The sequence below is a fragment of the Pseudonocardia sp. Ae331_Ps2 genome, assembly GCF_001932405.1.
GTDB lineage: Bacteria > Actinomycetota > Actinomycetes > Mycobacteriales > Pseudonocardiaceae > Pseudonocardia.
In genome coordinates this window covers 4073050-4091254 of the sequence record NZ_MCIM01000001.1, presented here as the reverse complement: position 1 = coordinate 4091254, position 18205 = coordinate 4073050, and the positions used below count along the sequence as shown (strand labels likewise).

Annotated in this window: 18 protein-coding genes; 4 read left to right on the top strand and 14 right to left on the bottom strand. The window is 75.5% G+C overall.

The genetic code is table 11. The annotated features are described in order from the left end of the window. Window positions 1-36: 36 nt before the first annotated feature. Entirely contained in the window at window positions 37-390 is a 354-nt protein-coding gene (locus Ae331Ps2_RS19610) for a helix-turn-helix domain-containing protein (protein WP_139318765.1), read from the bottom strand. A gap of 122 nt (window positions 391-512) precedes the next feature. On the opposite strand from Ae331Ps2_RS19610, the gene pknB reads away from it, so the two are divergent. Continuing rightward, window positions 513-2381 carry a Stk1 family PASTA domain-containing Ser/Thr kinase gene (gene pknB, locus Ae331Ps2_RS19605; protein ID WP_083695770.1) on the top strand — a complete coding sequence of 623 codons (1869 nt, stop codon included), beginning with the start codon at window positions 513-515 and terminating at the stop codon, window positions 2379-2381. A 179-nt stretch (window positions 2382-2560) separates the two neighbouring features. On the opposite strand, the gene Ae331Ps2_RS19600 is transcribed toward pknB, so the two are convergent. From Ae331Ps2_RS19600 to Ae331Ps2_RS19590, 3 genes are read right to left on the bottom strand one after another with little or no spacing between them, the layout of a single operon-like run. Further along, window positions 2561-3424, bottom strand: coding sequence for a ribokinase (locus Ae331Ps2_RS19600; protein ID WP_075307234.1), 864 nt, complete (start codon window positions 3422-3424; stop codon window positions 2561-2563). After that, window positions 3421-4845: an MFS transporter gene (locus Ae331Ps2_RS19595; protein WP_075307236.1), complete on the bottom strand. Its 1425-nt coding sequence runs from the start codon at window positions 4843-4845 to the stop codon at window positions 3421-3423. Before Ae331Ps2_RS19595 ends, Ae331Ps2_RS19600 begins: the two co-directional genes overlap by 4 nt. Further along, window positions 4842-5819, bottom strand: a complete 978-nt coding sequence (locus Ae331Ps2_RS19590; RefSeq protein ID WP_075307238.1) for a nucleoside hydrolase — start codon at window positions 5817-5819, stop codon at window positions 4842-4844. The genes Ae331Ps2_RS19595 and Ae331Ps2_RS19590 overlap by 4 nt, the downstream gene beginning before the upstream one ends. A gap of 117 nt (window positions 5820-5936) precedes the next feature. Here Ae331Ps2_RS19590 and Ae331Ps2_RS19585 point away from each other — a divergent pair, with 117 nt between their 5' ends. Then, window positions 5937-6953, top strand: coding sequence for a LacI family DNA-binding transcriptional regulator (locus tag Ae331Ps2_RS19585; protein ID WP_075307240.1), 1017 nt, complete (start codon window positions 5937-5939; stop codon window positions 6951-6953). Between the two features lie 126 nt (window positions 6954-7079). On the opposite strand, the gene Ae331Ps2_RS19580 is transcribed toward Ae331Ps2_RS19585, so the two are convergent. The 3 genes from Ae331Ps2_RS19580 to Ae331Ps2_RS19570 are packed head-to-tail and all read right to left on the bottom strand — an operon-like array spanning window position 7080 to window position 9794. Further along, entirely contained in the window at window positions 7080-8483 is a 1404-nt protein-coding gene (locus tag Ae331Ps2_RS19580) for a class II 3-deoxy-7-phosphoheptulonate synthase (RefSeq protein WP_020626439.1), read from the bottom strand. Window positions 8484-8511: 28 nt separating this feature from the next. Further along, entirely contained in the window at window positions 8512-9012 is a 501-nt protein-coding gene (locus Ae331Ps2_RS19575; protein ID WP_020626438.1) for a polyadenylate-specific 3'-exoribonuclease AS, read from the bottom strand. 26 nt (window positions 9013-9038) lie between these two features. After that, on the bottom strand, window positions 9039-9794 hold the full coding sequence (locus Ae331Ps2_RS19570) for a 1-acyl-sn-glycerol-3-phosphate acyltransferase (protein WP_020626437.1): 756 nt from the start codon (window positions 9792-9794) through the stop codon (window positions 9039-9041). Window positions 9795-9980: 186 nt separating this feature from the next. Between Ae331Ps2_RS19570 and Ae331Ps2_RS19565 the strand changes: the two genes are divergently transcribed. Then, window positions 9981-10481 carry a hypothetical protein gene (locus Ae331Ps2_RS19565; RefSeq protein WP_075307242.1) on the top strand — a complete coding sequence of 167 codons (501 nt, stop codon included), beginning with the start codon at window positions 9981-9983 and terminating at the stop codon, window positions 10479-10481. A 3-nt stretch (window positions 10482-10484) separates the two neighbouring features. On the opposite strand, the gene Ae331Ps2_RS19560 is transcribed toward Ae331Ps2_RS19565, so the two are convergent. From Ae331Ps2_RS19560 to Ae331Ps2_RS19535, 6 genes are read right to left on the bottom strand one after another with little or no spacing between them, the layout of a single operon-like run. Continuing rightward, entirely contained in the window at window positions 10485-11471 is a 987-nt protein-coding gene (locus Ae331Ps2_RS19560; RefSeq protein WP_075307244.1) for an ROK family protein, read from the bottom strand. Next, window positions 11468-11860 carry a hypothetical protein gene (locus Ae331Ps2_RS19555; RefSeq protein ID WP_075307246.1) on the bottom strand — a complete coding sequence of 131 codons (393 nt, stop codon included), beginning with the start codon at window positions 11858-11860 and terminating at the stop codon, window positions 11468-11470. The genes Ae331Ps2_RS19560 and Ae331Ps2_RS19555 overlap by 4 nt, the downstream gene beginning before the upstream one ends. Beyond that, window positions 11857-13104 (bottom strand): ArsA family ATPase, encoded by a 1248-nt coding sequence (locus tag Ae331Ps2_RS19550; protein WP_075307248.1) that lies wholly within the window; start codon window positions 13102-13104, stop codon window positions 11857-11859. The genes Ae331Ps2_RS19555 and Ae331Ps2_RS19550 overlap by 4 nt, the downstream gene beginning before the upstream one ends. A 43-nt stretch (window positions 13105-13147) precedes the next feature. Beyond that, complete coding sequence (locus tag Ae331Ps2_RS19545; RefSeq protein ID WP_020623841.1) at window positions 13148-13585, bottom strand: SRPBCC family protein; 438 nt, start codon at window positions 13583-13585, stop codon at window positions 13148-13150. Window positions 13586-13605: 20 nt separating this feature from the next. After that, the gene (locus Ae331Ps2_RS19540; RefSeq protein WP_075307250.1) at window positions 13606-14400 is read right to left on the bottom strand and encodes a metallophosphoesterase; all 795 of its coding nucleotides are present in this window, start codon (window positions 14398-14400) and stop codon (window positions 13606-13608) included. A 2-nt stretch (window positions 14401-14402) separates the two neighbouring features. Further along, on the bottom strand, window positions 14403-14819 hold the full coding sequence (locus Ae331Ps2_RS19535; protein ID WP_075312037.1) for a polyketide cyclase / dehydrase and lipid transport: 417 nt from the start codon (window positions 14817-14819) through the stop codon (window positions 14403-14405). Between the two features lie 207 nt (window positions 14820-15026). Here Ae331Ps2_RS19535 and Ae331Ps2_RS19530 point away from each other — a divergent pair, with 207 nt between their 5' ends. Beyond that, complete coding sequence (locus Ae331Ps2_RS19530; RefSeq protein WP_075307252.1) at window positions 15027-16871, top strand: long-chain fatty acid--CoA ligase; 1845 nt, start codon at window positions 15027-15029, stop codon at window positions 16869-16871. Between the two features lie 43 nt (window positions 16872-16914). On the opposite strand, the gene Ae331Ps2_RS19525 is transcribed toward Ae331Ps2_RS19530, so the two are convergent. Next, window positions 16915-18057 (bottom strand): glycosyltransferase family 4 protein, encoded by a 1143-nt coding sequence (locus tag Ae331Ps2_RS19525; RefSeq protein ID WP_075307254.1) that lies wholly within the window; start codon window positions 18055-18057, stop codon window positions 16915-16917. Window positions 18058-18205: the final 148 nt, after the last annotated feature.

The following is an 18205-nucleotide window of genomic DNA, read 5'->3' as shown; positions in this document are numbered from 1 at the left end:
GCCCCGCAGGGCACCGGTCAGACCGCGGGGCGGCGGTCAGAAGGCCATGGCCTGGGCGCGGCGCTTGATCTCCTTGTGCCGGCCCGCGCGCAGCGCGGTGATCGGGGCGCCGTCCAGCGACTCCTCCTCGCTGAACAGCCAGGTCAGGATCGCGTGGTCGTCGTAGCCGCCGTCCCGCAGGACGACGATCGTGCCCGGCAGCCCGCGGACGACGCCGTCCCGGTCGAGCAGCGCCGCGGGGACGACGACGTCGTGCCCCTCCTTGAAGGACAGGAGCTGCCCGTCGCGGACGAGCTGGTGCACCCGGGAGACGGGGATCGACAGGCGGTCGGCCACCTCGGCGACGCTCAGCGTCTCCTCGGTGACAGCGGCGGAGAGGGACTCGTTCACAGCCGGACACTGTCCCACACCGCCCCGGGCGGCGGCGACGCCCACCGCACCGACCGGCACGGCGGCCCCGGCGCCGACCACCTGCACGAGCGCCGGGATCCCCACCGGTAACCTGACCCGCGATGAGCTCACCGTCCGGTCCGGCCGCCCCCGGCACCCCGGGTGGGGCCGGGCGGCTCGCCGCCGACGGCCCCGGCGAGGTGCTGCTCGACGGTCGCTACCGGGTCGGCCCGGTGCTGGCCCGCGGCGGCATGTCGACGGTGCACCACGGCACCGACACCCGTCTCGAACGCGCCGTCGCGATCAAGGTGATGGACCCGAGGATGGCCGGGGACCACGCCTTCCGCACCCGGTTCGACCGGGAGGCCCGCCTGGCGGCGCGGATCGACCACCCGTGCGTCGTCGCCGTCTACGACCGGGGCACCGTCCCGGCGGGCCCGCTGGGCGAGGCCAGCCTGTTCGTCGTCATGGAGCTGGTCGACGGCGGCACCCTGCGCGACGTGCTGCGCGCCCGCGGCGCACTCGGGCTCCCCGCCGCGGTGCGGGTGCTGGAGCCGGTCCTCGCCGGGTTGGCCCGCGCGCACCGGCTCGGCATGGTGCACCGCGACGTGAAGCCGGAGAACGTGCTGATCTCCTCCGGCGGCGAGGTGAAGGTGGCCGACTTCGGCCTGCTCACCGCGGCCGCCGAGGCCGGGGTCAGCCACGCGGGGATGATCCTCGGGACGATGGCCTACCTCTCCCCCGAGCAGGTCGTGTCCGGCCGCGCCGACGGCCGCAGCGACGTCTACGCCGCCGGCGTCGTGCTCTACGAGATGCTGACCGGGCAGCCGCCCTACACCGCCGACAACCCGCTGTCGGTGGCCTACCGGCACGTGAACGAGGACGTGCCGCCGCCGTCGGCGCTGGTCCCGGGCCTGCCACCGGCCGTGGACGCGCTCGTCGCCCGGGCCACCTCGCGGGACCCGGAGCAGCGCCCGGTCGACGCGGAGCACTTCCGCCGCGAGCTGCTGGACATGGCCGACCGGCTGGGCCTGCCCCGGACCGCGACGCCGCGACCGCCCGGCCCGCCGCCCCCCGACGACGGCGCCACCCTCCCCGCCGGACCGCTGCGGCACCGGCCGCTCGACGCGGCCGCGCCGGGCCCCGGCGGCACCCGGGTGCAGACCAGGGCCCGCGGCGCGCACGGCACCGCCGTCACCCCCGCCGGTCAGCCGGAGCCGATGACCCGCGAGGAGCTGGCCGGGCGCCGCCGTCGTGGCCGCCGGGTATTCGCGCTGTGGATGGTGCTGCTCCTGCTGCTGGCCGCACTGGCCGGGACGGGCGCCTGGTGGCTCGGGTCCGGCCGCTGGACCACGATGCCCGCGGTCACCGGCATGGACCGGGAGCAGGCGACCGCGCTGGTCGCCGAGTCCGACCTGACCCCGACCGTCACCGAACGCGCCGACGACGAGGTGGCCCCCGACCGGGTCGCCCAGGTCGACCCGGCGCCGGAGACCCGCGTGCTGCGCGGCACCACGGTCACCCTGGTCGTCTCCACCGGCCGGCCCGCCGTCCCCGACGTGCCGGCCGGCAGCGCCGTGGCCACCGCCGAGGACGCGGTGCGCCGCGCCGGGCTGACCCCGGTGCAGTCCACGACCGCGGCGGAGTACAGCACCGAGGTGCCGGCCGGGGCGGTCATCCGGACCGACCCGCCCGCCGGGACCCGGCTGGCGAGCGGCGCGGCGGTCACCCTGGTCACCAGTCGCGGCGCCGAACCCGCCCCGCCCCCGACGACCACGCCGCCCACCGCGGAGCCGGGCCCCACCTCGGTGCCGTTCGTGATCGGCATGCGCGCCGACGAGGCCGCGGACCTGCTGCGCCAGGCGGGCTTCGACGTCGACGTCGAGCGCGGCTTCCCGTTCGGCCGCCGCGACGGGCGCGTCATCGGGCAGGACCCGGGAGCGGGCAGCGACGCCGAACCGGGCGACACCATCACGCTCACCGTCCTCTGAGCCCGGCCCTCGGATCCGGGCGCTCCGAGCCGGATGCTCCGCGACGGGTGCTCTAGGCCGGATGCTCCGGGCCGGGCGACACACCGCGTGGACACCGGCCGCGGCCCGGAACCCGGCGGGACGGGAACCGGTGTCCCGGCCGGATGGCGGTCCGGCCGGGACACCGGCGTTCGTGGGGCCTACAGCCCGAAGCGGATGCGCTCGTCGTCGCCGACGGGCGGCAGCTGCGCCCCGGCGACGGTCACCGCGAGGGCACCGGCGCGCACGGCATAGCGGGCCGCGTCGACCAGGTCGTCCCCGGCGGCGAGCCGCACGGCGACGGCCGCGAGGAACGCGTCGCCCGAGCCGGTGGTGTCCACCGGCTCGACCCGCATCGCTTCCACTGTGGACACCGTATCGCGGTCGGCGTCGTGGACCTCGCACCCCGCGGCCCCGCGTGTCACCACCGACCGGGGCACCGGGTGCTCCCCCAGCAGCGCGGCCTCGTGCTCGTTGACGACGAGCACATCGGTGGCGTCGAGCAGCTCCGGGGGCACCGGGGCGTACGGCGAGAGGTTGAGCAGCACGGTGGTCCCGGCGGCGCGGGCGGCCCGGGCGGCGGCCAGCACCGTCGGGGTGGGGATCTCCAGGCACAGCGTCAGCACTGCGACGTCGTCGAAGGCGGGCAGGTCCTCCGGCCCCAGGGTGGCGTTGGCCCCCGGCGAGACGACGATCGTGTTGTCGCCCGCGGCGTCGACGGTGATGACCGCGGTGCCGGTGGCCGTGCCGGCCCGCACCGCGACCCGGTCGACGTCGGCACCCGCGGCGGCGACGGCGTCGCGCACGGTGCGGCCGTGGTCGTCGTCGCCGATCGCGCCGACCATGCCCACGCCGACCCCGGCACCGGCCCCGAGCCGGGCGGCGGCGACGGCCTGGTTGGCCCCCTTGCCGCCGGGGCCCACCGTCAGGTCCTCCCCGGCCACGGTCTCCCCCGGTCCGGGGAAGCGCTCGGTGCGCACCACCAGGTCCGCGTTGAGCGAGCCGACGACCAGGACCCGGCTCATCGGGCGTCCACCGCGTCGTGTGCGGCGCCGGTCTCGGCCGCGGCCGGACGCGGGATGAGCAGCGACAGCGCGAACGCGCCCGCGGTGCACGCGGCCCCGACGCCCATGCCCGCGGCGTAGCCGCCGACCCCGGTCTGCTCGACACCGCCGACGGCGACCTGCACCGCGGGCAGCACCACGAAGCTGATCCCGGCGCCCAGGTTGAACGCGCCGGCGTTGAGCCCGGGGAGCATGCCGGGCCGGTCGGCGGGCGAGAGCAGCACACCCAGGCCGTTGAGCATGATGTTGGCGATGCCGGCGTAGGTGATGCCGAGCAGCAGCGTCGCGACGACCAGCACCGGGAACGAGTGCACCCCCACCACCGCCAGCAGCACGGTGGCGACGACGCTGCCGGCCAGCCCGACCCGCAGCACCGTGCGGTAGCCGAGCACCGGGGCCAGCCGACCGGCGAACGGCCCGACCAGCCAGCCGATCAGGGCGTAGGGGGCGAGCAGCGCCAGCGCGGTGAGGTCCGCGCCGAGCCCGAACCCGGCCGTGGGGTTCTGGGCGATCGAGGCGACCAGGCCGTTGACCACGGCGAACACGCCGGTCATGGTCAGCAGCGTGGTGCCGAGTGTGGCCCAGGTCGCGCGCCGGCGCAGGTCCTCGGGTGCGACGAGCGGCTGCGCGGTGCGGCCCTGCAGCCGCCAGAACACCACGGCGGCGACGACGGCGAGCAGCGCGTACCCGACGACCAGACCCCAGCTCGCGTCGGACAGCGCGGCGGCCTCGTCGAAGGCCAGCAGCAGTGCACCGACCGCGACGACCAGCGGCACGACCCCGCGCCAGTCCATCCGGGCGCCCTCCGAGGGGCGGGACTCCACACCCCACACGGCGACGAGCACCAGCGCGACGACGGTGACCGCGGCGATGACCCAGAAGATCGAGCGGAAGCCGTGGTGGGTGGCCAGCCAGCCGCCGAGCAGCGCGTCGAGACCGGCGACGCCGCCGTTGACGGCGGTGATCAGCCCGAGCACGACCCCGTAGCGGCGCGGGTCGGCGATCTCGCTGCGCAGCATGAGCAGGCAGATCGGGACGACCGGCCCGGTGATGCCCTGCAGGATCCGACCGGCGAACAGCATCGGCACGCTGACGGCGAGGGCGGCGACGACGCTGCCGACCAGCATGACCGCGAGCATCACCAGCAGCACCCTGCGGCGCCCCGCGATGTCGGACAGCCGCGGCAGGAACAGCGAGAACATCGCCGCAAGGGTGAAGAACATCGTCTGGGACAGGCCGACGGTGGCGTCGTCGGTGCCCAGCTCACGGGCCATGGTGACCAGCGCGGGGCTGAGCATGGAGGCGTTGAGCTGGAACGCCACGCAGGCGGCCAGCACCGCCACGACGAGCGTGACGACCGGGCGGCGGTCGGGGGTGGTCATGCGATCTGCTCCGTCGCGGCGAGGAGGGCGGGCGCGGGGTCGCCGATGGCGCGCAGCGCGTCCACGACCAGCTCCCAGAAGCGGGCGTGGTCGAGCTCCAGCGCGGCGTGGGTGCGGCACCCCTGCGGGGCCGGACCGCGCCGGTCGGCGACCGTCATCCCGGTGGTGTGCCGACCCGCCGTCTCGACGACGATCGGCATCGGGAACGCCCGGACGATCGTGGGGTCGATGACGTGGGCGACCGCGCACGGGTCGTGCACCGGCGGGGCGTCGAAGCCCTGCACGTCGCGGTAGGTGGCGGCGAAGAAGTCGAGCAGCTCGTCGACGAAGCGCGCCGGGCCGGTCCCGACGGCGCGGATCGCGCGGCGCACCTCGGGACCGGCCAGCGCCTGGTGGGTCAGGTCGAGCCCGACCATGACCACCTCCCAGCCCGCCTCGAACACGATCGCGGCGGCCTCGGGGTCGATGGCGATGTTGAACTCGGCCACCGGGGTCCGGTTGCCGACGGCGACGCCGCCGCCCATCAGCACCACCCGCTTGACCCGTCCGACGATCTCGGGTGCGCGCCGGGCGGCGAGCGCGATGTTGGTCAGACCGCCGGTGGGGACGAGGGTGACCGTGCCCGGCTCGTGGGCGAGCACGGTCTCCACGATGAGGTCCACGGCGTGGGTGTCCACCGTGGTGAACGCCGGGGCGGGCAGCTCCGGGCCGTCCAGCCCGGACTCGCCGTGGATGTCGGCGGCGACGGCGATCTCCCGCAGCAGCGGGCGGTCGGCGCCGGCCGCGAACGGCACGCCGGTGATCCCGGCCAGGGTCGCGACCGACAGTGCGTTGCGCGTCACCTTGTCCAGCGTCTGGTTCCCGACGACCGTGGTGACGGCGAGCAGCTCGATCCGCGGGTCGCCGTGGGCGAGCAGCAGCGCGATCGCGTCGTCGTGGCCCGGATCGCAGTCCAGGACGATCTTCTCGGTCATCTCCGGTGTCCTACCTCGTCGTCGCGGCCGTCCGGGGCTCCGGACGTGTCGACTGTGACTGGTCAAGCGCATGACGTCAAGCGCTTGATGTGTGGCGCGTCCGGGTACGCTCGCCCAATGGCAGGACCGGTGGGCCGGCGGGTGACGGCGGCGATGGTGGCCCGGCGGGCGGGGACGAGCGTGTCCACCGTGTCGCTGGTGGTGAACGGCAAGTCGCGTGGGCGGGTGTCGGAGGTGATCACCGACCGGGTCCGGGCCGCGGTCGACGAGCTGGGCTACGTGGTCGACCACGCGGCGAGCTCGCTCGCCCGCGGTACCACCGACCTCGTCGTGCTGCTCGCCCCCGATCTCCCCAACCCCTACTTCGGGCGGGTCACCACCGGGATCCGGGCGGCGCTGGGTAGCAGGCACCCGCTGATGCTGTCGGTGATCGAGGGCGGCGAACAGCCCGGCGCCGACGACGTCCGCCGGGTCGCGGCGTTCCGGCCGGCCGGGCTGCTGGTGCACGCGCCGTCGCCGACCTTCCTCGACGACCTCGAGCCCGGCGGCCCGCCGATGGTCCTGATGGACGCCCCCGGTTTCGAGAGCCGCGCGGCCACGGTGACCTTCGACCTGGAGCCGGGCGTGCGCGCGCTGGTCGCGCACCTCGCCGCGGCCGGGCACACGACGATCGCCTACCTGGAGGGGTCGACGCCCTCGGCCACCTTCACCGTGCGCCGCGAGCTGCTGTCCCGGGTCGCCGCCGAGCACGGCCTGCGGGTCCTCGACGACGGCACCCGGGCCGGGCTGACCCTCGACTCGGCCGCCGACGTCAGCGCCGAGGCACTGCCGCGCTGGCGGGCGGGCGGGGCGACCGCGGTCGTCGCGGCGGCGGACACGATGGCCTACGGCGTCCTCGCCGCCGCGCACCGGCTCGGGCTGGACGTGCCGGGGGACATCGCCGTCGCCGGGTTCGACGATCTGCCGTACTCGCAGGTGACGGCGCCGGCGCTGACGAGCGTGGCGCTGCCCGCCGAGGAGCTCGGCCGGGCCGCCGCGCAGCGCCTGGCCGGGGTGCTCGCCGGCGCCGACGGCTACGGCGTCGCCCCCCGCCTGCCGTCGCGCCTGGCGGCCCGGGCCAGCACCGGCGCCTGATCCCGGGCGCCCCGCGCGTCGGGATGCGGGCGGCCCGCTTCCCGTCGATCAGTACTTGAGCGCGGTCCGGACCGGCCGGAACAGCGCTGAGGTACTGATCGACGGGTACTGATCGAGGACGGCAGGTCAGCCGCGCAGCATCTCCGCGACGAGGAACGCCAGCTCCAGGCTCTGCTGGGTGTTCAGCCGCGGGTCGCAGGCGGTCTCGTACCGGCCGGCGAGGTCGGTGTCGGAGATCCGCTGCGCACCGCCGAGGCACTCGGTGACGTCCTCGCCGGTGACCTCGACGTGGATGCCGCCGGGGTGGGTGCCGAGCGAGCGGTGCACCTCGAAGAAGCCCTGCACCTCGTCGACGATCCGGTCGAAGTGCCGGGTCTTGTAGCCGGTCGAGGCCTCGTGGGTGTTGCCGTGCATCGGGTCGCACTGCCAGATGACCTTGTGCCCCGAGGCGGTGACCTTCTCGACGATCGCCGGGAGCACGTCGCGGACCTTGTCGTTGCCCATCCGGGAGATGAGCGACAGCCGGCCGGGGCGGTTGTGCGGGTCGAGCCGCTCAACGTACTCGACGGCCTGGTCGGGCGTCGTCGTCGGGCCGATCTTCATGCCGATCGGGTTGGCCAGCAGCTCCGCGAACGCGACGTGCGCGCCGTCGAGCTGGCGGGTCCGCTCCCCGATCCAGAGGAAGTGCGTCGACAGGTCGTAGAGCTTCGGGGCCTCCCCGCCGGTGGGGTCGCGCTCGAGGTCCAGGCGCAGCATGGCGCGCTCGTAGTCCAGCAGCAGCGCCTCGTGGCTGGCGTAGAACTCGACCTGGTGCAGGTTGTGGTCGCGCACCCCGCAGGCGTCCATGAAGCGGACCGCGCGGTCGATCTCGGCGGCGACGGCCTCGTAGCGCACGCCCGCGGCGGAGGTGCGGACGAAGTCCTTGTTCCAGTCGTGCACCTTGGACAGGTCGGCGAGCCCGGTCGCGGTCAGGCCGCGGACCAGGTTCATCGCCGCGGAGGCGTTCGCGTAGGCACGCACCATGCGCGACGGGTCCGGGATCCGGCCCTGCGGGTCCGGAGCGAGGCCGTTGACGATGTCCCCGCGGTAGGACGGCAGCCCGGCCGCGTCGATCGGGGAGCTGCGCGGCTTGGCGTACTGCCCGGCGATCCGGCCGACCTTGACCACCGGCATCGAGGCACCGTAGGTCAGGACGACGGCCATCTGCAGCAGCGTGCGGATCGTCGCCCGGATGTGCGGCTCGGTGTTGTCGACGAAGGTCTCGGCGCAGTCGCCGCCCTGCAGCAGGAACGCCTCGCCGTTCGCGACGTCGGCGAGCCGGGACTGCAGCCGGTCGACCTCGGGCGGCAGCACCACCGGCGGGACGGACTCGAGGACCTTCCGCACGTCGCCCACCTGCGACGGGTCGGGCCACTCGGGCTGCTGGGCGGCGGGGCGGGAGAGCGCGTCGTCCAGCGCGGAGCGCAGGTCCGCGGGCAGCGGCGGCAGCTCCGGGAGGACGTCGATCGGCGCGTCGACGGACCAGTTCACGTGGTCCAGCCTAGGCCGCGGCCGATCCCTACCGGGGCGCGGCCCCCGTCGCGAGGGTCTCGGCGATCACTTCCCAGCGCCGCAGGTTGTGCCGGGCGTCGGCGAGCGCGTCGTGCGCCTCGGCGGGCGGCGGGGGCAGTGCCGGGCGGCCCGCGTCCTCCCACCGCTGGCGCAGCTCGCGGGTGAAGCGCGGGATCGGGCGCGGCAACGCGGGCATCGCGCCCCACAGCTGGCACAGCGCCACGTGGTCGTAGGCGGCGATCCAGGCCCACAGCTCGACGTCGCCGGGCGCACCGGTGCAGAAGTCGAGGATCTCCTCACGCATCCGGGCCCGCGACATCCAGGCCCGGTCGCTGGGCGGGGGCAGCTTGGGTAGGACGTTGGCCCGCACCCACTTGCCCGCCCGGTCCGGGTCGAACTCGGTGGACACGGCGTAGAACTCGCGGCCGTCCTCGCCGACGATCCCGATCGACACCAGGTCGATCGTCGTGCCGTCCTCGATGAACTCGGTGTCGTAGAAGAAGCGCATGGTGCCGTCCTGTCTACCGGAGCCGGTCAGGAGGCGCGGGAGTCGGGCACGTTCGCGTCCGGCCGCGGCAGGCTCTGGCGCGACGGGGCCGGCGGCGGCGCACCGGCCGCGGCCTTCTCCTTGACCGACGCCGCGTACAGGTCGACGTAGGTCTGCCCGGACAGCTCCATCAGCGCGTACATGATCTCGTCGGTCATGGAGCGCTCGATGAACCGGTCCCCCGCCATGCCCTCGTAGCGGGAGAAGTCCAGCGGCTCGCCGATCACGATCCGCACCTTGCGCGGGCGCCACATCTTCGAGCCGATGGGGTTGACCTTGTCGGTCCCCACCATGGCGACCGGGATGACCGGCACGCCGGCCTCCAGCGCCATCCGGGCGACGCCGGTCTTGCCCTTGTAGAGCCGCCCGTCGGGCGAACGGGTGCCCTCCGGGTAGATGCCGAGCAGCTTGCCCTCGTTCAGCAGCCGCACCGCGGTGTCCATCGCGGCGCGCGCCGCGGACCCACCGGACCGGTCCACCGGGACCTGCCCGACGCCGGTGAAGAACTGCTTCTTGAACCAGCCGCGGATCCCGGGCTCGGTGAAGTACTCGCGCTTGGCGAGGAAGGTCACCCGCCGCGGCAGCATCAGCGGCAGGAAGAAGGAGTCGGCCACCGCGAGGTGGTTGCTGGCGAGGATCGCGCCGGAGCCGGCGGGCACGTTCTCGGCGCCGCGCACCTCCGGCCGGCAGAACAGCCTCATCAACGGGCCGAGCAGCACGAACTTGGACCACCAGTACAGCACCCTGCGCTGCCTCCCTACCGACTTCGGCGACAGCCTACGGAGCGTCGACACCTCCTCACAACGGGGCTGTGGTCACCGTGGTCGGGCGCGCCCCGCGGTGGCCCGCGCGGGCCCGTGGGCGGTGTCGGGCGGGACACCGGCCGTGACAGGATGGGAGCCGCCGCGAGCGGGGAGGGACGGACCGGTATGAGTTCCGCAGACCCCGCGCGTGACCGCGAGGACCGGCCCGACGACGACTTCGACGCGATCGTCTCCGCCTGGCGCGACGAGGGCTCGGTGCCGGACTGGCCCGCCGAGCCCGTCGAGCGGGCCGACCGTGCGGACCGCACCGACAGCGGCGACACCGGCGACGCCACGGGCACCGCGGCGGACCGCCCCGTGCACCGGCCGGGCCCCGCGGTCCCGCCCCCGGGAGGCGGGGCCGACGCCGACCCGGAGGACCACTACCACCCGCCGGAGCCGCCGCCACTGCCGCGGCCGGGCCCCCCGGCCGTCGTGGGTGGCGGACTGATCGCGGTGGGGCTGCTGCTGTGCGTCGCGCCGGGGCTGGTCGGCGTCGGCGGGACCTGGCCGCTGCCGCTGGGGCTGGTGCTCATCGCGGCCGGGCTGGGCTGGTTGTTGCTGCGGCTGTGGAGCCCGGACACCGACGAGGGCCCCGACCCCTGGGACGACGGCTCGCGGCTGTAGCGCTCAGCGCCGGGCGTCGGCCCGCAGGCTCTCCCGGGCCAGCGTCGCCGCGCCCACGACGGCGGCGGCCGCGCCGAGCTGCGCGGTCCGGATCCGGGCCAGCGGCCGGTTGCCCGCGCCGGTGAGGATGCGGGCGTAGTGCTCGCGGGCGGCGTCGAGGAACAGGGGCGCCGACGCCGACACCCCGCCGGCGATCACCACGAGGTCCGGGTCGAAGACGTCCGCGACGAGCGAGAGCCCCTCCCCCAGCCAGCGCCCCATGTCGTCGAGGGCGGCGCGGGCGACCGGGTCGCCCTCGCGGGCGGCGGCGGCGACCCGTTTGCCGGTGATCCGCCCCGGGTCGACGGCGGCCTCCCGGGCCAGGCCGGACGGGCCGGGCACGTCGCCGCCCGAGAGCATCTCCAGCGCGGTGGCGCCGAGCGCGGTCCCGCTGCAGTAGCGCTCCCAGCAGCCGCGCTTGCCGCACGGGCAGGCTCGCCCCTCCGGGACGACCCGCAGGTGCCCGAGCTCGGGCGCGACGCCGTGCGCGCCGCGGTACAGCTCGCCGTCGAGCAGCAGGGCACCGCCGATCCCGGTGCCCAGCGCGATGACCAGCGCCACCGACGCGCCCGCCGCGGCGCCGTAGCGGCGTTCGGCGAGCGCGGCGGAGTTCGCGTCGTGCTCCACGACGACCGGGATCCCCCCGAGCCGGGCGCCGATCCGCTCGGCGACCGGGGCGTCGCGCCAGGACAGGTGCGGGGCGTAGCGGACCAGCCCGCGCGGGGCGTCGACGAACCCGGCGAGCGCGAGCCCGACGGCGGCGACGGTGTGCCGGCGCCGCAGCTCCTCGACCGCGCCGGCGATGGCGGCCTCCAGCGTGTCGTCGGTGCGTGGGGTCGGTGCGGAGGCGGTGTCGAGGATCCCGCCCTCGGCGTCGACGACGCCCGCGCGCACGCTGGTACCCCCGACGTCCACCCCGATGGTGCGGACGTCGGACATCCGGGGGCTCATGTCCGGTGCACCACGATCCGCTGGACGGAGCGACCGCTGCCCTGCGGCCGGCGGGACTCCCGGCGCGCGGGCGGGGCGGCCTCCTCCAACAGCGCGACGAGCACGGCGAGCAGCCCGGTGGCGTGGTCGGCGAGCCGGGTGACCAGCTCCGAGCGCTCCCCCCGGACGACGGCGATCAGCGCGCACACCGGACAGGCGGTGCAGGAGCCCGCGGCGCCGGGGCCGGGGTCGACGCCCGTGGCCTGCAGCGAGTCCGACATGGCCTCGGTGGCGGTGCGCAGCCGGTCGAGCAGCGCCACCGCGGTGACCCGCAGGTCCTCCGGGATCGCGCCGTGGGTGCCGCAGTGGGTGCCGCCCTGGGTGCCGCCCTGGGTGCCGCGGCCGCTCACGAGGTCATCCAGGTGCCCGGGTCGGGGACGAAGGAGATCACCAGGCGGGCGTCGGAGCCGTGGCCCTCCAGCCGGGCGCCGGTGGCCTCGCAGCGGCGCAGCACCGACGGCAGCGAGACCACGCGCCGGGAGAACCCGATGCCGACGACCATGTCGTCGCCGACCCGGGCGAGGTCCAGCGGCGCGTCCTGGGCGCCGGGCAGCACCACGTCGAGCTCGAACTCGGTGTCGGCGGAGACCCCGTGACCGGCGGTGCGCCGGAGCTCCATCAGCGGCCGCGACGGGGCGTCGTCGGCCGTGCCCGCGGGGTCGTCGTCGCCGTAGACGGAGTGGGCCAGCTCGCGCAGTGCGGCGACGCCGGTCGGCTCGGCGGCGGTGTAGCGGACGGCCGTCACCGGCACGTCCGCGCCGAGCTCGCCCAGCTCGGCGAGCACGGACTGCTGCTCGGCGGCACGTTCGCGCAGCCAGCGGGCGGCGGGCCCGCGCAGCGACGGCGGCGGGCCCGGCATCACCCGGTTCGCCAGCAGCCCGTCGACCCGCAGCTCGTGCAGGGCGAGCGCGGTCAGGGTCCGGCGGGTCTCGGCCGCGACGACCCGCTCCGGGGTCAGCACCAGCCGGATCGAGGTGCGGGAGCGGTCCGCGAGCAGGCCGCGCAGGCCGCGCAGCTGCTCGGCCAGCACACCGAGCGCGTCGACGGTGCGCTCCCAGCCCGCGCCGTCGGCCTTCGCGCCGGCGAGTCCGGCGACCAGACCGCGCACGGCGCGCCGGTGTGCGGGGAACAGCCGCTCCAGGTAACCCGACAGCGCCTCGGGCAGGGTGAGCAGCCGCAGCGTCTCCGCAGTCGGCCCGCAGTCGACGACGACGACGTCGAAGCGGCCGGAGTCGGCGAAGCGCTGCACCTCGACGAGCGCGAGCAGGTCCTCGACGCCGGGCAGCACGGTCAGCTCGTCGGCGACGAGCTCGTCCACCCCGGCCCCGGCGAGCATCGTGCGCAGGCGCCCCTGCAGGTCCCCCCAGGCGCCCTCGAGCAGGTGCCGGGCCTCGATGTGGGCGCCCCACAGGTTGTCGGTGACCTCGGTGGGATCGGCGCCCAGCTCGGCGTCCAGCGCGTCGCCGAGGGAGTGCGCCGGGTCGGTGGACACGACCAGCGCCGACCGCCCGGTCCCGGCGACGTGCGCGGCCGTCGCGGCGGCCAGGGTCGTCTTGCCGACCCCGCCCTTGCCGGTGAAGAGCACCACACGCACAGCGCGGAGCCTAACGATCGTGTCCGGGTCGCCGCCGACCGGCTCAGCCCTTCTCGACGCGGCGCTTGAGCCCCTTCAGGGCCGCGTCGATGATCACTTTCTCCGCCTTGCGACGGAGCATCCCGATCATCGGGAAGTTGACCTCGACGCTGAGCTCGTAGGTGACGGTGGTGCCGCCTGCGTCGCCGACCAGCCGGTACGCGCCGTCCTGGGCGCGCTGGATGCCGCCCTTGACCAGCGTCCACGACACCGAGCGGTCGTCGGCGGCCCAGTCGTAGTCGAGGGTGTAGGTGTCCTTGATGGCCCCGGCGTCCATCGCGAAGCGGACCTGGCGGGCGCGGCCGTCGGCACCGGCGTCGAGGATCTCGACGCTGGTGATCTGGTCGGTCCACTCGGGGTAGGACGCGAAGTCCGCGATCACCGCCATGACCCGCTCCGGCGGGGCGTCGATGTGGATCGAGGACGAGGTCGCGTCGGCCATGGCGGGAGGCTATCCGGTGGTCAGAACCGGAGCACGTAGGGCGTGCCGTGCGCACGGAAGTGTCCGGCGTTGACGCACTCGGTGCGGCCGACCCGGGTACGGCGGCGCAGCAGCTGGTGCACGTGGCCGAACAGCGCGTGCGAGGGCTGCTCGGCCCGGATCCGCGCGGCCAGCGGGGCACTGGCGATCTCGGCGCGGCGGGTGACGACGTCGTAGGTCAGGCCCGGGAGCGCCGGCGGGACGTGGGTGCACAGCACGTCGGCCGGGCCGAGCGCGTCCAGGCGGGCGGTCCAGTCCTCGTGGGACACGAAGTGCGGCTGCCAGGGGCCGGTGCGGCGCGGGTCGACCCCGGGCGGCAGCGGCACCCCGCCGAGGAAGCCGAACCGGCGGCCACCGATCTCGACCACCCGTCCGTCGGCGCGGGTGACGCCCTCGGTCTCGGGCCAGGCGTCGGGGACGTCGACGTTGCCGGGGATCGCCCACACCGGCACCCCGAGCCCGCCCAGTACCCCGAAGACCTCGGCGTACTGGGCGGCGACGGCCTCGGCGACGGCGGCCGCCGGGTCGGTGAACCGGGCCCAGGAACGCTCCAGCAGGCCCAGCATCTGCGTGCGCGGTGCCCCGATCCGGCGCATCCGGCCGAACTCGGCGGCCACCTCCGCCCCGAGCAGCCGGGAGATGATCCCGTTGGCCGGGTCGCGGTAGTCGATGAACTCCAGCAGGTCGCCGAGCACGAGCACGCCGTCGGCGCCCTCGGCGGCGCGGGCGAGCGGCGTGGTGGCGCCGTGGACGTCGGTGACGACGTGCAGCCGCACGCTCAGGCCGTCCCGTCCGGCCGGTACGCCGACGGCGCGACGCCGGCCGGGCGTCCGTCCTCCAGCCGGCGCTTGAGCGCGAAGGCGTGCGCCTTGAACGCGCGGTGCCGCCGGTCGGACTCGGCGCGCAGCCACCGGCGGCGGCGCAGCCGCCCGCCGGACGGCGCACCGTCCGGGTCCGCGCGCAGGAAGAAGTGCAGGACGGTGCCGTCGCCCTCCGGCTCGCACCAGACCTCCATGGTCCCCACCAGCGCGCCGGTCACGGTCCAGCGCAGCCCGGCCGGTCCGCGGTCGTGTGCGACCTCGGGGCGCAGGTCGGGCCAGTACGACGGCCACCGGGCCGGGTCGGCGAACTCCGCCGCGACCCGCTCGCGGGGCACGGCCAGGAAGGTCTCGTCGATCACGTCGATCGCGGGCACCGGGTCAGCGTGCCACCCCGTGCGACGGCCCCGGTCACGGGTACCGTCGCGGGCCGGGCCGGACCGGCGGATCAGCTCGTGGATCCGGTATGTCCGGTTCGATGTACGCACGTCCTACTCTCCGGTAAGTTCTGCCGGAAGGTGTCGCCGCAGCCGTCGCGGCGACCGTGTTCTCAGCCTGTCGAGGCCGCCAGGAGGTCGATCCCCGTGCGTGAGTACAGCGTTCCCGCCGCGGTGTCAGTGGGAGACGAGGAATCGCTCTCGGACGCCGTGTTCGACAATGCCGCGCAGCACCCGTCGGACGTGCTCTACCGCCGCAAGGCCACGGACGGGACCTGGTCGGAGGTGACCGCGGCCGAGTTCGCCGAGCAGGTCACCCGGGTCGCGGCCGGGCTGATCGCCGCTGGTGTGCAGGCCGGGGACCGGGTCGCGCTGCTGTCGCGGACCCGCTACGAGTGGACCCTGTTCGACTACGCGATCCTCGCCGCGGGCGGGGTCACCGTCCCGATCTACGAGACCTCCTCGCCGGACCAGATCTCCTGGATCGTGTCGAACTCCGGCGCGGTCGGGATCGTCGTCGAGACCGCCGACCACGCCGCGGCGCTGGAGAAGGTCCGCGGGGACCTGCCGTCGCTGCGCACCGTGTGGCAGATCGAGCCCGCCGGGTCGGCGCCGGACGCCCCCTCGGCGGTGGAGCAGCTGCGCGGCCTGGGCTCGGACACCCCGGACGCCGTGGTCCACGAGCGCCGGGGCGCGGTGCGCGCGGACGACCTGTGCACTCTGATCTACACCTCGGGCACGACCGGCCGGCCCAAGGGCTGCGAGCTCACCCACCGCAACATGCTCTCCGAGATCCGGACGATCGCCGCGACGATCCCGCACCTGTTCGAGCCGGGCGACTCGGTGCTGCTGTTCCTGCCGCTCGCGCACGTGTTCGGCAAGGCCATCCAGTGCGGCTGCCTGGCCACCCGCACCGTCGTCGGGCACACCCCCGACGTCAAGAACCTGCTGCCCGACCTGGCGGAGTTCCGGCCGACCTTCCTGCTCGCCGTGCCGCGGGTGTTCGAGAAGGTCTACAACGGGGCCCGGCTCAAGGCGCACAACGACGGCAAGGGGAAGATCTTCGACGCCGCCGCCGACACCGCGATCGCCTACTCCGAGGCGCTCGACGCGGGCGGCCCGGGGCTGCTGCTCAAGGCCCGGCACGCGTTGTTCGACAAGCTCGTGTACGGCAAGCTGCGCGCCGCCGTCGGCGGGAACGTCAAGGCGGCGGTGTCGGGATCGGCGCCGCTGGGTGCGCGGCTGGGCCACTTCTTCCGCGGCATCGGCCTGCCGGTCCTGGAGGGCTACGGCCTGACCGAGACCACCGCGGGCATCACCCTGAACACCCTCGACGCCCAGCGGGTCGGCTCGGTCGGGCGCCCGGTGCCCGGCTGCGCGGTCCGGATCGCCTCCGACGGCGAGATCATGCTGCGCGGCGACATCGTCTTCCGCGGCTACTGGGACAACGAGGAGGCCTCGGCCGAGGCCCTGGAGTCCGACGGCTGGTTCCACTCCGGCGACATCGGTGAGCTCGACGACGGCGGCTTCCTCACGATCACCGGCCGCAAGAAGGAGATCATCGTCACCGCGGGCGGCAAGAACGTGGCCCCGGCCGTGCTCGAGGACCGCCTGCGGGCGCACCCGTTGGTCGGGCAGTGCATCGTGATCGGCGACCAGAAGCCGTTCATCTCCGCGCTGGTCACGATCGACCCGGACGCCCTACCGGGCTGGCGCGAACGCAACGGCAAGCCCGCCGGCGACGGGAGCTCGGCCGCCGACCTCGTCGACGATCCGGAGCTGCGCGGCGAGATCGCGGCCGCGGTCGAGGACGCCAACCAGGCCGTCTCGCGGGCCGAGCAGATCCGCAAGTTCACGATCCTGCCGCACGACTTCAGCGAGGCGGGCGGCGAGCTGACGCCGACGATGAAGGTCAAGCGCAAGGTCGTCGTGGAGTCCTACTCCGACGAGATCGAGGCGCTCTACGCGGGGACCACCGCCGACAAGGGCTGACCCTCCACCGACGCCCTCCTCCCGGCGCCGACGGGTCGCGCGCTCAGCGCGGCCCGTCGTCGCCGGTCAGGAAGCCGTGCAGCCGCGCCGCCGACGACGGTCCGCCCCAGAGCCGACGGACGCGGGCCCGCCCGGCGCGACCCATCGCCGTCGCGCGGGCGGGATCGGCGAGCAGGTCCGCGACCCGGTCGGCGACGGCGGCGACGTCCCGTCCCGCCACGACGTGGCCGGTCACGCCGTCCTCGACGGTCTCCGGTGCTCCGCCGGAGTCCCCCGCGACGACGGGCAGTCCCGACGCCGCGGCCTCCAGCAGCGCGATCCCCAGCCCCTCGACGTCGAGCCCGCCCAGGTGGGTGCGGCACGGCAGGGCGAACACGTCCCCGGCGGCGTGGTGCGCGGCGAGCTCGGCGGCCGGCACCCCGCCGGTGGACACCACGGCGTCGGCGACCCCGGCCCGGGCCGCCAGTGCGCGCAGCCGGTCCCGGTAGGGCCCGCCGCCGACGAGCAGCAGCCGGGCGCCCGGCACCCGCGCGCGGATCCTCGGCAGCGCCGCGACCAGCACGTCCTGCCCCTTGCGCGGCACCAGCCGGGACACACACGACACCACCGGCGCGTCCCCGAGCCGGTAGCGGGCCCGGACCGCGGCGCGGGCGGCCGGGTCGGGCGCGAAGCGCACGGTGTCCACCGGCGGCGGCAGGACCTCGACGGCCGCGTCCGGGCCGAGCGCACCGGCGAGCCGGCTGCGGGTCCAGCGCGAGACCGTGGTGACGACGTCGGCGTCCCGGCCGATCCGGCGCAGCGCCCGACGCGCGCCGGGCAGCATCGACCAGCCGACCTCGTGGCCGTGCGTGGTGGCGACGACCCGCTCCACCCCCGCGTGGCGGCGCAGGTACGGGCCGAGCAGCCCCAGCGGCGCGGCCGCGCCGAACCAGACGGTCCGGGCGTCGTGCTCGCGGGCCAGCTCCGCGGCGCGCCGGGCGACCTCGGGGACCGGCAGCATCAGCGACGACCGGTGCCGGTGCACGGGGAACGGCAGCGTGGCGTCGTGGGCGGCGTCGCCGCGCCAGGCGGGGGCGTGGACGGCGAGGGTCTCCGGCGGGAGCGCGCGGGCGAGGTCGGACAGGTAGGACTGGATGCCGCCGGGGCGGGGCGGGAAGTCGTTGGTCACCAGCAGCGTGCGCGCCACGATCGGCGACGCTAGTCCCCGACGGGGCGGCGGCCCCCGGTGGTCACCGGCGGACCGGGCAGCGGGGTCGGAGCGGCGGGGTCGGGACGGCGGCTCCGCACGCGCACGGCGCGTCGGGGATGCGGGCCGCCGTCCGACACTCCGGGGA